Origin of the sequence: Kitasatospora sp. NPDC006697, from assembly GCF_042869935.1 — a bacterium.
Taxonomy (GTDB): Bacteria; Actinomycetota; Actinomycetes; order Streptomycetales; family Streptomycetaceae; genus Kitasatospora.
The window spans coordinates 188,614-203,508 of the sequence record NZ_JBIAGU010000006.1 but is presented as its reverse complement, the minus strand read 5'-3'; the positions used below and the strand labels follow the sequence as shown (position 1 = coordinate 203,508).

At 74.4% G+C, this 14,895-nt stretch carries 12 protein-coding genes and 1 pseudogene; 6 read left to right on the top strand and 7 right to left on the bottom strand.

What is annotated here, in order from left to right; translation table 11 throughout:
• Window positions 1-5 precede the first annotated feature (5 nt).
• Window positions 6-1,415 carry a glutamate decarboxylase gene (locus ACFYNO_RS11020; RefSeq protein ID WP_388008852.1) on the top strand — a complete coding sequence of 470 codons (1,410 nt, stop codon included), beginning with the start codon at window positions 6-8 and terminating at the stop codon, window positions 1,413-1,415.
• A 39-nt stretch (window positions 1,416-1,454) separates the two neighbouring features.
• On the opposite strand, the gene ACFYNO_RS11015 is transcribed toward ACFYNO_RS11020, so the two are convergent.
• The 3 genes from ACFYNO_RS11015 to ACFYNO_RS11005 all read right to left on the bottom strand — a co-directional run bounded on the left by ACFYNO_RS11015 (window position 1,455) and on the right by ACFYNO_RS11005 (window position 5,861).
• The gene (locus ACFYNO_RS11015; protein WP_388008849.1) at window positions 1,455-2,492 is read right to left on the bottom strand and encodes an RNA polymerase sigma factor; all 1,038 of its coding nucleotides are present in this window, start codon (window positions 2,490-2,492) and stop codon (window positions 1,455-1,457) included.
• A gap of 73 nt (window positions 2,493-2,565) precedes the next feature.
• Window positions 2,566-4,467 carry a DNA primase gene (gene dnaG, locus ACFYNO_RS11010; RefSeq protein WP_388008846.1) on the bottom strand — a complete coding sequence of 634 codons (1,902 nt, stop codon included), beginning with the start codon at window positions 4,465-4,467 and terminating at the stop codon, window positions 2,566-2,568.
• A 65-nt stretch (window positions 4,468-4,532) separates the two neighbouring features.
• Entirely contained in the window at window positions 4,533-5,861 is a 1,329-nt protein-coding gene (locus tag ACFYNO_RS11005) for a deoxyguanosinetriphosphate triphosphohydrolase (RefSeq protein ID WP_388008843.1), read from the bottom strand.
• A 123-nt stretch (window positions 5,862-5,984) separates the two neighbouring features.
• Here ACFYNO_RS11005 and ACFYNO_RS11000 point away from each other — a divergent pair, with 123 nt between their 5' ends.
• Window positions 5,985-6,632, top strand: coding sequence for an ArsR/SmtB family transcription factor (locus ACFYNO_RS11000; protein ID WP_388008840.1), 648 nt, complete (start codon window positions 5,985-5,987; stop codon window positions 6,630-6,632).
• Complete coding sequence (locus ACFYNO_RS10995; RefSeq protein WP_388008837.1) at window positions 6,629-7,918, top strand: MFS transporter; 1,290 nt, start codon at window positions 6,629-6,631, stop codon at window positions 7,916-7,918. The genes ACFYNO_RS11000 and ACFYNO_RS10995 overlap by 4 nt, the downstream gene beginning before the upstream one ends.
• On the opposite strand, the gene ACFYNO_RS10990 is transcribed toward ACFYNO_RS10995, so the two are convergent.
• Window positions 7,815-9,059 carry an MFS transporter gene (locus ACFYNO_RS10990; RefSeq protein ID WP_388008834.1) on the bottom strand — a complete coding sequence of 415 codons (1,245 nt, stop codon included), beginning with the start codon at window positions 9,057-9,059 and terminating at the stop codon, window positions 7,815-7,817. The genes ACFYNO_RS10995 and ACFYNO_RS10990 overlap by 104 nt on opposite strands.
• Here ACFYNO_RS10990 and ACFYNO_RS10985 point away from each other — a divergent pair.
• A pseudogene (locus tag ACFYNO_RS10985) lies at window positions 8,988-9,830 on the top strand (AraC family transcriptional regulator); the annotation flags it as partial. The gene ACFYNO_RS10990 and the pseudogene ACFYNO_RS10985 sit on opposite strands and share 72 nt — an antisense overlap.
• 26 nt (window positions 9,831-9,856) lie before the next feature.
• On the opposite strand, the gene ACFYNO_RS10980 reads toward ACFYNO_RS10985, so the two are convergent.
• Both ACFYNO_RS10980 and ACFYNO_RS10975 read right to left on the bottom strand, forming a co-directional pair.
• Window positions 9,857-10,810 carry an SGNH/GDSL hydrolase family protein gene (locus ACFYNO_RS10980; protein WP_388008831.1) on the bottom strand — a complete coding sequence of 318 codons (954 nt, stop codon included), beginning with the start codon at window positions 10,808-10,810 and terminating at the stop codon, window positions 9,857-9,859.
• Window positions 10,811-10,862: 52 nt separating this feature from the next.
• The gene (locus ACFYNO_RS10975) at window positions 10,863-11,795 is read right to left on the bottom strand and encodes a PAC2 family protein (protein WP_388008828.1); all 933 of its coding nucleotides are present in this window, start codon (window positions 11,793-11,795) and stop codon (window positions 10,863-10,865) included.
• Window positions 11,796-12,430: 635 nt separating this feature from the next.
• Between ACFYNO_RS10975 and ACFYNO_RS10970 the strand changes: the two genes are divergently transcribed.
• Window positions 12,431-13,171: a GNAT family N-acetyltransferase gene (locus tag ACFYNO_RS10970; RefSeq protein WP_388008825.1), complete on the top strand. Its 741-nt coding sequence runs from the start codon at window positions 12,431-12,433 to the stop codon at window positions 13,169-13,171.
• 125 nt (window positions 13,172-13,296) lie between these two features.
• Entirely contained in the window at window positions 13,297-14,307 is a 1,011-nt protein-coding gene (locus ACFYNO_RS10965; protein ID WP_388008822.1) for a hypothetical protein, read from the top strand.
• 22 nt (window positions 14,308-14,329) lie between these two features.
• On the opposite strand, the gene ACFYNO_RS10960 is transcribed toward ACFYNO_RS10965, so the two are convergent.
• Window positions 14,330-14,767 carry a ribonuclease domain-containing protein gene (locus ACFYNO_RS10960; protein ID WP_388008819.1) on the bottom strand — a complete coding sequence of 146 codons (438 nt, stop codon included), beginning with the start codon at window positions 14,765-14,767 and terminating at the stop codon, window positions 14,330-14,332.
• Window positions 14,768-14,895 lie beyond the last annotated feature (128 nt).

Below are 14,895 nucleotides of genomic sequence, written 5' to 3'. Positions count from 1 at the left end.
GAGGAATGGCGCCGCTGCACAAGGGGTCGAGCAACGACCACCGACTCTCCGTCAACGCGCTGCTGGGCGAGGCCGATCCGGTCGGCGCGATGCGCCAGGCCCCGCCCAAGCACCGGCTGCACCGCACCCCGCTGCCGCCGCACGTGGCCTACCAGCTGATCCACGACGAGCTGATGCTGGACGGCAACGCCAAGCTCAACCTGGCCACCTTCGTCACCACCTCGATGGAGGCGGAGGCGGACAAGCTGATGGCCGAGTGCCTCGACAAGAACATGATCGACAAGGACGAGTACCCGCAGACCGCCGAGCTGGAGCGGCGCTGCGTGGCGATCCTGGCCGATCTGTGGCACGCGCCGGTGCCGGACCGGGCGGTGGGCTGCTCGACCACCGGCTCCAGCGAGGCCTGCATGCTGGCCGGCCTGGCGCTGAAACGCCGCTGGATGCGCCGCAACCAGGAGCGGTACGCGGCGGGCGCCCGGCCCAACCTGGTGATGGGCGCCAACGTGCAGATCTGCTGGGAGAAGTTCTGCAACTTCTGGGAGGTGGAGTGCCGGCTGGCCCCGATGGAGGGCGACCGGTTCCACCTGGACGCCGAGTCGGCGCTGGCGCTCTGCGACGAGAACACCATCGGCGTGGTGGCCGTGCTGGGCTCCACCTTCGACGGCTCCTACGAGCCGGTGGCCGAGATCTGCGCGGCGCTGGACGGGCTGCAGCAGCGCACCGGACTGGACATCCCGGTGCACGTGGACGGCGCCTCCGGCGGCATGGTCGCCCCGTTCCTCGACCCGGACCTGGTCTGGGACTTCCGGCTGCCCCGGGTCGCCTCGATCAACACCTCGGGGCACAAGTACGGCCTGGTCTACCCGGGCGTCGGCTGGGCGGTCTGGCGGGACGAGGAGGCGCTGCCCGCCGAGCTGGTCTTCAAGGTCAACTACCTGGGCGGCGACATGCCGACCTTCGCGCTGAACTTCTCCCGGCCCGGCGCCCAGGTGGTCGCGCAGTACTACAACTTCCTGCGCCTGGGCTTCGAGGGGTACCGGGCGGTGCAGCGGTCCTGCCGCCACGTGGCCCGGCACCTGGCGGGCGGGATCGAGGCGCTGGGCAGCTTCCGGCTGCTCACCCGGGGCGACCAACTGCCGGTCTTCGCCTTCACGGTGGCCGACGGGGAGACCTCTTTCGACGTCTTCGACGTCTCCCGGCGGCTGCGCGAGCGCGGCTGGCAGGTGCCCGCCTACACCTTCCCGGAGAACCGGACCGACCTGTCGGTGCTGCGGGTGGTCTGCCGCAACGGGTTCAGCCTCGACCTGGCCGACATGCTGCTGGCCGACCTGGCCAGGCTGCTGCCCGAGCTGAAGTCCCAGCCGGAGCCGCTGAGCAACCGCGGGTTCGACGCCGAGAGCGCCTTTCACCACTGACGAGGTGCCACCATCGGTGCGCGGCCCGTTGACGACGAGTCAGTCCAGGTAGCCGCGCAGCTGGTCGGCGAAGGCGTGGTCGCGCAGCTTGGCCAGGGTCTTGGACTCGATCTGGCGGATCCGCTCCCGGGTCACGCCGAAGAGCTCCCCGATCTCCTCCAGGGTGCGCACCCGCCCGTCGGTCAGCCCGTAGCGCAGCTCGACCACCTTGCGCTCGCGCTCGCCGAGGGTGGCCAGCACCGCCTCCAGGTGCTCGCGCAGCAGCAGGAAGGTGGCGCTCTCGGCGGGCTCGGCGGCGTCGGCGTCCTCGATCAGGTCGCCGAGCGCCACGTCCTCCTCGGCGCCGACCTGCACGTGCAGCGAGATCGGCTCCTGGGCCAGCCGCAGCACCTCGCGGACCCGGGCCTCGGTGAGCTCCAGCACCCGGCCCACCTCGGCCGGGCTGGGCTCGGTGCCGCTCTCCTGGAGCAGCCGGCGCTGCACCCGCAGCACCCGGTTGATCAGCTCCACCACGTGCACCGGGACCCGGATGGTGCGGGCCTGGTCGGCCAGCGCCCGGCTCATCGCCTGCCGGATCCACCAGGTGGCGTAGGTGGAGAACTTGTAGCCCCGGGTGTAGTCGAACTTCTCCACCGCGCGGATCAGGCCGACGTTGCCCTCCTGGACCAGGTCGAGCATGGTCAGGCCGCGGCCGGTGAACCGCTTGGCGACCGAGACCACCAGGCGCAGGTTGGCCTCGATCAGCCGGCGCTTGGCGGTGCGGCCGAGCACCACCAGCTGGTCCAGCTCGTCGGCCAGCGGGCCCTCGGGCAGGCCGTGCAGCCGCAGGTGCTCCTCGGCGAAGAGGCCGGCCTCCACCTGGCGGGCCAGCTCGACCTCCTCCACCGCGGTGAGCAGGCGGATCCGGCCGATCTCGCGCAGGTACTGGCGGAACAGGTCGGCCGCCGGGCCGGTGGCGTCCGGCGGCAGCACGGCGGCGACCGCCTCGGGCTCGGACCCCCCGTCGAACTCCTCGTCCGCACCCGGCTCCTGCTCGAGCAGTTCACCGGACGCTCTGGCGATCTCCAAGTGGCCCACCCTCCACGAGCCCTGGGGCCCGTCGCCCGACGGACTGAGACCCCTCCAGTGTGGGCCACGCCACACCGGTGCGCTACAGGCCTGCGGCGCCGCGCGTGCGGAGGTTGTCGTCGTACTGCTGGAGGGCCCACAACTCCTGCTGGACCGGAGTCAGTTCCTCGGGGCCGACCCGGCTGCCCAGGCGCTGCAGGTGGGCCCGGACCTCGGCCACCCGGCGGCCCACCGAGGCCCGGCGCAGCTTGACCAGGAACTCACCGGCGTAGATCGCGTCCGGCTTGCGCCGGGTGCGGATCGGCTCCACCGTCAACTCCGTGACCAGGGAGCGGATCCGGGCGTCCTCGGCGGCCTCCTGGACCAGCTCGAGGAAGCCGGGCACGGTGGCGCCCCAGGCCGTGCCGCCGGCCTTGCCGATGGCCCGGCGGACCGCCGCGTAGGGCGGGGGCGGGAACTCGTCCTCGCCGTACTGGTCGAAGGCCGGGCTGACCAGCTCCGGATGCTGCAGGGCGAGCTTGAGCAGCTCGCGCTCGACGAACCGGGCCGGGTCGCGGTGGTCGATCCGGAACTCCGGCTGGGCGGGCGGCTGCTGGACCTGCGGCACGGTGCGGGCCGCCTGGCCGCGCGGGGCCTGGGGGTTGTCGCGCTGCCAGCGGGAGATCTGGCCGATCCGGCGGACCACGAACTGCTCGTCCAGGATGCCCAGCAGGCCGGCCAGCTGGACGGCGTACTCGTGGCGGATCGACGGGTCCTTGATCTTGGCGACGATCGGCGCGGCCTCCTCCAGCGCCGCGGCCCGGCCCTCGGCCGCGTCCACCCGGTGCCGGGCCACCGTGGTGCGCAGCGCGAACTCGAAGAGCGGCACCGGGTGGGCGATCAGCTCGCGCACCGCCTCCTCGCCCTGGGCCAGCCGCAGTTCGCAGGGGTCCATGCCGCCGGGGGTGATCGCGATGGAGGTGCGGGCGGCGAACTTCTGGTCGTCCTCGAAGGCGCGCAGGGCGGCCTTCTGGCCGGCCGCGTCGCCGTCGAAGGTGAAGACCGTCTCGCCGCGGTAGGCCGAGGTGTCCATCAGCAGCCGGCGGATGATCTTGATGTGGTCCTCGGCGAAGGCGGTGCCGCAGGTGGCCACCGCGCTGGTGACGCCGGAGAGGTGACAGGCCATCACATCGGTGTAGCCCTCGACCACCACGGCCCGGCCGGTCTTGGCGATCTCCTTCTTGGCCAGGTCGATGCCGTACAGGACGTGGGACTTCTTGTAGATCGGCGTCTCGGGGGTGTTGAGGTACTTGGGCCCGTTGTCGTCCTCGCGCAGGCGGCGGGCGCCGAAGCCGACCACCTCGCCGGCCGCGTCCCGGATCGGCCAGACCAGGCGGCCGCGGAACCGGTCGATCAGGCCGCCGCGCTGGCCCTGCGAGGCCAGGCCGCCCTGCAGGATCTCCTTGTCGGTGAAGCCCTTGCCGCGCAGGTGGCGGACCAGGTGCTCCCAGCCGGCCGGCGCGTAGCCGACGCCGAAGAGCTCGGCGGCGGCCGCGTCGAAGCCGCGCTCGGCCAGGAAGGCGCGGCCGATCTCGCCCTCCGCCGTCTCCAGCTGCTCGCGGTAGTAGGCGGCGGCTGCCTTGTGCGCCTCGACCAGCCTGGTCCGCTCGCCCTGCTGCCCGCGGCTGGAGTAGCCGCCCTCCTCGTAGCGGAGCGTGATGTTGGCCTGGGCGGCCATCCGCTCCACGGCCTCGGCGAAGGAGAAGTGCTCGATCTTCATCAGGAAGGAGATCGTGTCGCCGCTCTCCTGGCAGCCGAAGCAGTGGTAGACACCCTTGCTCGGACTGACGTAGAAGGAGGCCGACTTCTCGTCGTGGAACGGGCAGACGCCCTTCAGCTGTCCGCCGCCGCCATTGGTCAGCTGCACGTAGTCGCCGACGACCACGTCGATGGGCAGCGCGCTGCGCACCGCCTGCACGTCTTCATCCCGGATCCGCCCTGCCACCCCGGAATTCTACGTGGTCGGCCGGTGGTGCCGCGGTGGTGCCCACCGGCCTCTTCCGGATGGTGCTAGGCGGTCAGCCGGGCGTGCAGGGCGAGGGCCGAGGCGTCGGTCAGGCTGGCGATCTGGTCGATCACGGCGCGTAGCGCGGCGGCGTCGTCGGGGGCGTGAAGGTACTGGGCGTGGAAGACCGGATCCAGCTCGCCGGCGTCGCCGGCCGCCAGCCGGGCGGACAGGCGCTCGGCCAGCTCGCCGATCACCACCCGCTGCCGGGCCCGCAGCTGGGCCTGCTCGTCGCGCTGCATCACGTAGCGCACCGCCACCGCCTTGAGCACCGCGCACTCCAGCCGGACCCCGCGCGGCACCACCAGCTCGGCCGCGTACCTGGTAAGCCGGCCGGGGCCGTAGGCGGCCCGGGTGGCCTGCTCGGCGGCCAGGCAGAACCGGCCGATCAGCTGGCTGGTCAGGTCCTTCAGGCCTGCCCGGGAGCGCGGCGAGCCGTCGTAGCCGCGCGGCCACCACTCCTGGGCCTGCAGCCGGTCCAGCGCCTCGCCGAACTCCTCCGGCCCGGTCCCCCGGGCGTACCGCTCGGCGACCGCGAACAGCTCGGCCCGCTCGGCGGGACTGCGCAGCGCGGCCGGGTCGAGGTGGCCGGCGTAGATGCCGTCCTCCACGTCGTGGGTCGAGTAGGCCACGTCGTCGGACCAGTCCATCACCGTGGCCTCGAAGCACTTGCGGCCCTGGGGGGCGCCGGACCGCAGCCAGCGGAAGACCGGCAGGTCGTCGGCGTAGACGCCGAACTTGGGCGAGTGCGGGTCGGTCGGGTGGGCGCCGCGCGGCCAGGGGTACTTGGTGGCGGCGTCCAGCGCGGCCCGGGTGAGGTTGAGGCCGACGCTGCGGCCGGGCCAGGGGGCGAGCCGGGCCGGCTCCTCCTGTGCCGGGGCGAACCGCTTGGGCTCCAGCCGGGTGAGGATGCGCAGCGACTGGGCGTTGCCCTCGAAGCCGCCGCAGTCGGCCGCCGCCTCGTTCAGCGCCTCCTCGCCGGTGTGGCCGAACGGCGGGTGGCCGATGTCGTGGGCCAGGCAGGCGGTCTCCACCAGGTCCGGGTCGCAGCCCAGCGCGGCCCCCAACTCCCGGCCGACCTGGGCGCACTCCAGCGAGTGGGTCAGCCGGGTGCGCGGGAAGTCGCTGCGCATCGGGGCGACCACCTGGGTGGTGCCGGCCAGCCGGCGCAGTGCGGCGGAGTGCAGCACCCGGGCGCGGTCGCGCTGGAAGGCGGTGCGGCCGGGCCGCTTGTCCGGTTCGGGCACCCAGCGGGCCTGGGCGTGCTCGTCGGTCAGCAGGTCAGCGGCCACCGGGTCGTCGAACAGTTCGTCATCCTTCGTCGCGTCGTCCATCACCGACACGGTACGCGCCGCCGGTGACGGACCGGCGAACGCGCGCTGACGCGGACCATGTTGCAGAGAACTCTCTGCAGATATCTCTATGCAGAGGACTCTCTGCAAGATAGAGTCCTCTGCATGGCACAGGACGAACCCGCACAGCACGACCCCGCCGCCGCCCCGCAGCCGGAGCGCCGGGCCATCGACCCGCGCAGCCTGCGGGCGCTCGCCCACCCGCTGCGGATGCGCATCCTCGACCTGCTCACCGACGAGGGCCCGGCCACCTCGGCCCGGCTGGCCGACCGGCTGGGCGAGAACACCGGCACGGTCAGCTGGCACCTGCGCCACCTCGCCGAGCACGGCTTCATCGAGGAGGAGCAGGGCCGCGGCACCAAGCGCGAGCGCTGGTGGCGCCGGGTCGGGCAGGGCTTCAACGTCAACTCCGCCGAGCTCTCGGTGGACCCGGCCACCAGCGCCGCGCTGGACACCTACAAGCGCCACTACCTGGAGCGCAGCTTCCGCCGGGCCGCCCGGGCGCTGGCCTCGCCGGTCCCGCCGGAGTGGGTGGGCGCCGGGCACATGTCCGACTGGGGCGACGTGAAGATGACGCCCGCCCAGCTCTCCGCGCTCGGCGCCGAGATCCTCGAGGTGATCCGGCGTCATGTGCCCGACCCGCAGGCCCCGGCGCCGGCGGACGCCCGGCCGGTGCTGATCCAGTTCCAGACCCTGTCGATGCTCGACGACGACACCGACGCCGCCACCACCACCCACGAGGAGTCCCAGTGATCACGCTCGCCCGCCGCCCCGCCACCACCGACGCCCCCGCCCGGCGCGGCCTGCTGCGCCGCAACCGCGACTTCCGCCTGCTCTACCTGGGCGAGGTGACCGGCAAGTTCGGCTCCTCGCTCACCGGCCTGGCTTTACCGCTGATCGCGGCGACCGTGCTGCACACCGGCCCGCTCGGGGTCAGCGCGCTGACCGCCGCCACCTGGCTGCCCTGGCTGCTGATCGGCCTGCCGGCCGGCGCCTGGGTGGACCGGCTGCCCCGGCGCACCGTGATGCTCTGCTCGGCCGCCGCCTCGCTGCTGCTCTACCTGACCGTCCCGGTGGCCGGCGCGCTCGGGCTGCTCGGCTACCCGCAGCTGATCGCCGTGGCGTTCTGCGCCGGGACCAGCAGCGTCTTCTTCCAGACCGCCTACACCGCGCTGCTGCCCGCCGTGGTGGACGCCGCCGACCGCGGCGAGGGCAACGCCAAGCTGCACGGCAGCGCCTCCGCCGCCCAGCTGGTCGGGCTCGGCTCCGGCGGCACCATCGCCCAGCTCCTCGGCCCGGTGAACAGCCTGCTCGCCAACACCGTCACCTTCCTGCTCTCGCTCCTCTGCACCTCCCGGATCAAGGCCCGCGAGGAGCGCCCCGCCGCCGCCCCGCGCAACCTGCGCCAGGAGGTCGGCGAGGGGCTGCGGCTGGTGCTGGGCGACCCCTGGCTGCGCACCTTCCTCTGCTTCGGCGGGCTCTCCAACCTGGCGCTGACCGCCTACCAGTCGATCCAGGTGGTCTACCTGCTGGACCAGGCCAAGCTCTCCCAGGACCTGATCGGCACCCTGATCGCCGCGGCCGGCCTCGGCGGCATCCTCGGCGCCGCGGTGGCCCGCCGGGTCGGCACCGCGCTCGGCACCGCCCGAGCGATGCTGCTCTTCCAGCTGGTGCTGCCCACCCTGGTGCTGCTGATCCCGCTCACCGCGCCGGGCCTCGGCACGGTCTGCTACCTGGTCGGCGGCATGGCGGTCTCGGCCGGCGTGGTGGCGGGCAACGTGCTCCGCGCCACCTTCAACCAGCGCTACGTGCCCGCCGACCTGCTCGGCCGGATCAGCGCCACCACCGCCGTGGTGGTCTACGGCACCATGCCGCTGGGCGCGCTGCTGGCCGGGGTGCTCGGCCAGACCCTGGGCCTGGAGCCCGCCATGTGGGTCAGCTGCGCGGGCGTGCCGCTGGCGGCACTGGCCCTGCTGCTGTCGCCGGTGCGGCGGCAGCGGGACCTGCCGGAGCGTCCGATGGCCGCCCCGGTTCGCTGAGGAACGCGCCGAGCAGCACCCCCAGCACCGGGACCGCCGGCAGCACCGCCAGCACCCCCTGCGGGCCGTGCGACTGGGCGACCAGCCCGAGCAGCGGGGCGATCAGCCCGCCGATGCTCACCGCCAGACCCAGCGTCACCCCGGCCGCCGTGCCCGGCCGGTTCGGCAGGTAGTCCTGCCCCAGCTTCACCAGCACCGCGAACGGCAGGTTGAGCGCCGCTCCCGCCAGCACCGCGAAGAGCAGCGGCGGGTACTGACCGGGCGTCACCCGCAGCGCCACCAGCGCCGGCGCGGTCAGCGCCGTCCCCCACTGCGCGGTCCGCACCATGCCGATCCGGTCGGCCAGCCGGCCGCCGCCCAGGGTGCCCGCCACCCCGCCGGCCAGGAAGCAGGTCAGCGCCGCCCCGCCCAGCAGGTGCGAGGCGTGCAGGTGGCGCAGCCAGTACAGCTCGATGAAGGTGCTGACCCCGAAGAAGACCACCGAGCGGACCACCTCCACGCCGGTGAGCACCAGGAACGGCCCCCAGCGGTCCCGCCCGGCCCGCCGTCCGGCTCCGCCCGCCCGGGCCGGCCGCCGGTTCCGCACCCGGTAGAGCACCCCGGCCGTCACCAGGGCCGGCAGCAGGAAGACTGCGGTGGACCGGACGCCCCAGGCGACCAGCAGCGGGGTGGCCAGCACCGGGGCGAGGAAGAAGCCGACGCTGCCGCCGGCCGCGAAGACGCTCATCGCGGCGGTGCTCTCGCCGGCCGCCTCCCGGGCCGCCTTGCCCGCCGCCGGGTGGAACATCGCCACCCCGAGGCCGGAGAGCAGCACCAACGTCCAGACCAGCGGGTAGCTGCCGGCCAGTCCGGACAGGCCCGCCCCGAGGCCGGCCAGCGCCAGCCCGGCCGCCGCCAGCCAGGGCAGCCGCCAGCGGTCCACCACCACCCCGACCAGCGGCTGCGGCACCGCGCTGCCGAGGGTGGCGGCCAGGGTGAGCCCGCCGGCCGCCACGTAGTCGTAGCCGCGCTCCAGCACGAAGTAGGGCACCACGGCGGGCACCAGGCCCTGGTAGAGGTCGTCGACGGCGTGCGCCGCACCCCACATCCGCATCCGGCGCCAGATCCCGGGCTCGTCGGCCGCGGTCGTCGGTGTCGTCATGCGGCCAGCCTGGCGGCCGGGGCGGGGTTCGGACTTCCGCTACTCTGCCTGATTGTGTCGATAATCCGCCAAGAGGTGATCGGGGCGACCCGGCGCCCGCTGGCCGACCGGGAGCGGATCGACTGGCACTACCACGACGTCAACCAGCTGGTCGCGCCCGGGCTCGGGGTGCTGCGGGTGACCACCCCGCAGGGCAGCTGGGTGGTGCCGCCGCACCGCGCGGTCTGGCTGCCGGCCAGGGTCGCGCACACCCACCAGGCGCACGGACCCAGCGAACTGCGCTGCCTGGTCTACCCGGCGCCGGTCAACCCGCTGCGGCTGGACGTGCCGACCGTGCTCGCCGTCACCCCGCTGCTGCACGAGCTGATCGCGGTGCTCACCGGGCCGCAGGCGCCCACCGGACCGGCCGCCCGGACCCTGGAGCAGGCGGCGCTGGACCAGCTGCGCACCGCGCCCGAGCTGCCGCTGGGGCTGCCGCAGCCCACCGACCCGCGGCTGCGCGACCTGGCCGAACTGCTCACCGCCGATCCCGCCGACGACCGCACGCTGGCCCAGCTGGGCCGGGCGGTCGGCGCCGGGGAGCGCACCCTGAGCCGGCTGTTCCGCCGCGACCTGGGGCTCTCCTTCCCGCAGTGGCGGGCCCAGCTGCGGCTGCACCACGCCCTGGTGCTGCTGGCCGACGGCCGCTCGGTCACCGCCACCGCCGCCGCCTGCGGCTACCGCTCCGCCAGCGCCTTCATCGAGGCCTACCGGCACGCCTTCGGCACCACCCCGGGGCGCCAGCAGCGCGCAGGGAGTCAGCGGGTGGAGCGGACGGTGCCCAGCACCGCGTCCGCCATGCCCTGCTGGCCCGCCGCGTTGGGGTGCAGCGGAGCCCCGCCGGCGGCCGCCAGCGGGGGCTCGACCCAGCGGGCGGACCGGCCCGCGCACATGTCGTGGCCCTGGGACGGGGTGTAGGTGTCCACGTAGACCGCGCCGGCCGCGCTCGCCTGCTGCTTCAGCACGGTGTTCAACCGCTGCTCCTGCTCGGCGAGGAAGGCCAGGTCGGCCTTGGTGACGGTGGATCCGAGGGCCTGCCCGCAGCCGGCCGCGTCGGCGGGCAGCAGCGCCGGGTAGCCGACCACGAAGACCTTCGCCCCCGGCGCCCGGCCCGCCACCTGGTGCAGCACCGCACCGAGCTTCTGCCCGACCGAGCTGAGCACGCCCGCCAGCAGGTCGGTGCCGTCCGCCCCGGTGTAGTGGTCCTTGCAGGGCGAGTCGCCGTGCGCGATGTCCACCAGGTGCAGCAGGCCCTGTTCGGCGCACTGGGTGACCACCTTGGTGAAGTCCGCGTCGTTGCCGCCGATGCCCACCGTGACCAGGTTGGTCCGGCCACTGAGCGCGTCCAGTTGCGGCGGGTTGGGGCCGCCGGTCACCTGCTGGGCGCCGGTCAGGTCGTCGGTGGTGGCGCTGGAGCAGCTGACGTCGGTGAACTGGTCCCCGGACAGGCCGAGGCCGCGGGCCACCAGGGAGGGGTAGTTGACGGCCGATCGGCCGCAGCCCTGCGGGCCGCCACCGGCCGGCCGGACCTGCAGCCCGGCCGTGTAGGAGTCCCCGATCGCCACGTACGGCCCGCCGGGCACCCAGGCCGGGCGTGTCGGCGCGGCGCGGGACGGGCCCGGCACCGGTCCGGGTGCGCCGCCGGCGGCGGCGCACCCGGCCAGCGCGAGCAGCCCGGCCAGCGGCCCGAGCACCCACGGTCGACGGATCACACCGGCCCCAACGCGCGGGCGCCCCGCATTGGTTCCGGCCCGCGGTGTGGCGTCAGTCGCCCTGCTCGTGCTCGGCCAGGAACTGCTCGAACTGCCGGCCCAGCTCGTCCGCCGAGGGCAGCTCGGCGGCCTCGGCCAGCAGGCTCTCCCGGCCCTCGGCGCCCGCCACCGCGTCGTACTGGCCCTCCATGCCGCGGATCGCCGAGCGCAGCTCGCCGTCGCCCTGGGAGAGCTGCTCCTCGATGTCGGCGTAGACCTCGCCGACCCGGCTGCGCAGCTGCTGGCCGGGCAGCACCAGGCCGGAGGCGGCCTGCACGGCCTCCAGGATCACCACGGCGGCGGCCGGGTAGGGCGAGCGGGCCACGTAGTGCGGCACGTGCACCGCCAGGCCCAGCACGTCGTGGCCGGACTCGGCGAGCCGGTACTCGACCAGCGCCTGGGCGCTGCCCGGCACCTGGGCCCGCTCGAACCAGCGCGGGTAGCCCGGGGCCAGGTCGAGCCGGTTGCCGTGCGGCGTCAGGCCGACCGGGCGGGTGTGCGGGACGCCCATCGGGATGCCGTGGAAGTCGACGGTCAGCCGCACGCCCAGCTCGTCCACCAGGGAGCCGACGGCGGCCGCGAAGGCCTCCCACTCGACGTCCGGCTCCGGGCCGGTGAGCAGCAGGAACGGCGTGCCGGTGGCGTCCTTGACCAGCTGCACCAGCAGCTCCGGCGGCTCGTAGGAGACCCAGGTCTCCCGGTCGAAGGTCATCGCCGGGCGGCGGGCGCGGTAGTCGACCAGGCGGTCGTGGTCGAACCGGGCCACCACCACCGGATCGCCCTGCTCCTGCAGGTGGGCGACGACCTGGCCGCCGGCCTCACCGGCGTCCATGAAGCCCTCGAAGTGGTAGAGCAGGACCAGGCCCTCGGCCGGCTCCGCCCGCGCGGCCGTCAGAGCGGCCAGGCCCTGCGGCTCCAGTCGGTACAGCTCCCCGGGATCACGCACCGCGCACCCAACCCGTTTCTCGTCGGTCCTACCTGCTGGTCATGGACACCAGCGTGCCGCACCGCGCTGACATTCCCGGCACCGCCCCCCGGCTCCCGCGAGCTCCCGCCAGCGACTGCTCACCTTCCGGAATCGTCGCAGCTCAGCATGGGCGAATCGAGGGGTGGTCGGGGTACGGTCGAGGGCCCCGAAAGGTTCCCCCACAGTGTGGGCGCGCCGCGAAGTGACGCGGACGGCTCCGCCAGGTATCGTCCTCTCGCTGCCCCGCATCGTCGCGCCGTCGCCACGTCGTCAGTCACGCCGTAGGACGCCGTCCCGAACATGTACGGTCAGCCAACGACTCTCACCTTGCCTTCACCTGGCCGCCTGCTTCCCTTCGCGCACTCGTTCCTCACTCGGCCATCTCGCGGACGCACTCTGTCCCCCCGCACCTCCCCGCCGGACCGGTCCATGCGAACCGTGCCCGCTCCGGCACCGCGCTGCCCGCCCGAGGGCCGCTGCCCCCCGTCGTACCGCCGATGCTCCGGCGTACCCGGGTGGAGCGGACCCGCATCGGGTGGGGCGACCTGCCCACCCCAGACGCCCGGAACCACTGGGCGCGAGGGCCCTCCGACCGCCGAAGGATCGAAGGTTCCGTGCCAGCACCTGTCACCCTCACCGGCCGTACCGTTCGGCTGGAGTCCCTCACCGAGCAGCACGCGGAAGGCCTGGCCGCCGCGGCCGCCGAGGATCGCACGACCTACGGTTTCACCGCCGTCCCGCAGGGGCTGGACGGCGCCCTCGAGTTCATCGCGACCGCGCGGGCCGATCTGGCCGCCGGGCGGTCGCTGGCCTTCGCCACCGTCCGCGCCTCGGACGGCTTGGTGGTGGGCTCCACCCGGTTCCTGGAACTGGACTACTGGCAGGGCCCGGTGGTCTGGCCGCCGCTGCCGGCCGGCCCGGTCGGCGATCCGGCGACCGCCGTGCCGGACGCCGCCGAGATCGGCCGCACCTGGCTCTCCCGGCACGCCCAGGGCACCGGGATCAACACCGAGGCCAAGCTGCTGATGCTCCGGTACGCCTTCGAGGTCTGGGGCGTGCAGCGGATCTCGATGCGGGCCGACGCCCGCAACCTGCGCTCGCGGGCCGCGATCGAGCGGCTGGGCGCCACCCCCGAGGGGGTCCGCCGGGCGCACAGCCGGGGCCTGGACGGGGTGGTGCGCAGCACCGCGTTCTACTCGATCCTGGCCGAGGAGTGGCCCGCGGTGCGGGACATCATCGAGCTGCGGATCGCCGCCGCCACCTCGCCGAGCGCGCCGGACCGGATCGGCCGGGGGATGGGGCGGGAACGCGACGAGGAGTGCGTCAGACCGGGCCAGCCGCTGATCCCGGCCTGACCGGATCTCGGGGCGGGCTCGGGCCGGGCTCGGCGCGGGCTCGCCCTCCGGTCAACACCGTGCCCGGCTGACCACGGGGGAGTGATCTTTCGCATACCCACGGTCCAGCCGGGCACCACCTCGCCATGACTGCGATGACCGCCCTCGAGACCGTCCGGCTGCTCGGTGCCGACCAGCAGCACATCCTGACCAGGGCCCAGCTCATCGAGCACGGCGTTCCGTCCGGGACGATCGCCCACCGGCTGCGTCCCGGCGGGCCCTGGCAGCGGGTGCTTCCCCGGGTGATCTGCCTGCAGAGCGGGCGGCTCTCCCCGCACCAGCGGCTGCGCGCGGCGCTGAGCTACGCGGCGCCCAAGGGCGAACGGCCCAGACCCGGCTCGGTGCTGCTGACCGGGCTCGCGGTGCTGGCCGAGGCCGGGCTGCCGAGTGCCGGTCACCCGTCGGACGTCGAGGTGGTCGACGTGCTGATCCCGGCCGGGCGGCGGGTGGCCAGCCGGGACTTCGTCCGGGTGCACCGGGCGCCGGCCAGGTCGACCGGGATGCCGGCGGGGTTCGAGCGGGACGACGGGCTGTGGAGCGTCGGGGTGGCCCGGGCGCTGGCCGACTGGGCGCCGTTCGCGGCGGGCAGCCGGCAGTTCCGGGCGCTCTGCGCCGAGGCGGTGCAGGGGCGGCACTGCGAGCGGGCCGACCTGCTGGCCCGGCTGCTCGGCGGGCCGGTCGCGACCGCCGCGCTCCCCCACGTGCAGCACGTGGCGGACGAGCTGACCTGCGGCATCTACTCGGTCGCCGAGGGCGAGGCGCGCGAGGTGCTGCGGCGGGCCGGGCTGCCGGAGCCGCTGTGGAACCCGGTGCTGCTGCTGGACGGGCGGTTCCTGGCGGTGCCGGACGCGTTCTGGCCGCAGGCCTGCGTGGCGCTGGAGATCGACTCGAGGGCCTGGCACCTGCGGCCGGCCGACTACGAGCGGACCCTCACCCGGGGCAACCGGCTGCAGGCCGCCCGGCTGCCGGTGGTCCGGGCCACCCCGCACCAGCTGCGCTCGGACGCCGGTCCGGTGGTCCGCGAGCTGCGCACCCTGCTGGCCACCGGCCCGCACGGTCCGTACCACCGGATCACCTGGACCCGCGCCCGGGGGTGATCGGCCGTCACTCGACGGCCGGTCAACAACCGGTGTCGATCCGCTGGAAACTCGCGTAGTGGTCCTGGGTCCAGTACTCCTCGCCCGGGCCGCCGGTGACGATCCGTCGGGCGCCCCGGTCGCCGGAGCCCGGGGTGACCACGGTGTACTCGTGGTAGTAGCCGCCGGCCTGCCGGGGCAGCCGGCCCTCGCGGTTGTCGAAGACGATGCCGTCGCTGCGGTACGGGTAGGGGCCGCCCTTGGCGATCAGCGCCAGGGTGTCCTTGGCCTGGCCGGGCAGGCCGCTCTGGCAGACCCCGCCCTTGCCGGCCGGGGTTCCCGGGCGGGCGGTGGCGCTCGGGGTGCCGGTCGCGGCCCGGTGCGCGGCGGGCCGGTGCCCGCCCATCGCGTAGGCGGCGGCGACGGCGATGGCGACGGCGAGCACGACGGCGACGGTGATCACGCGCAGGCGGTTGGTCATGGGCTCCAGCTTGCCGGTAGGCGCGGCGCCCGGGCCGGCCGGGTGCTGACGGTCACTCGGACGGAGCAGCCCGGCCGGGGCCGGGAACGGCAACGGCCGGGCGGAGTGGACGTCATTGGCCACTCCGC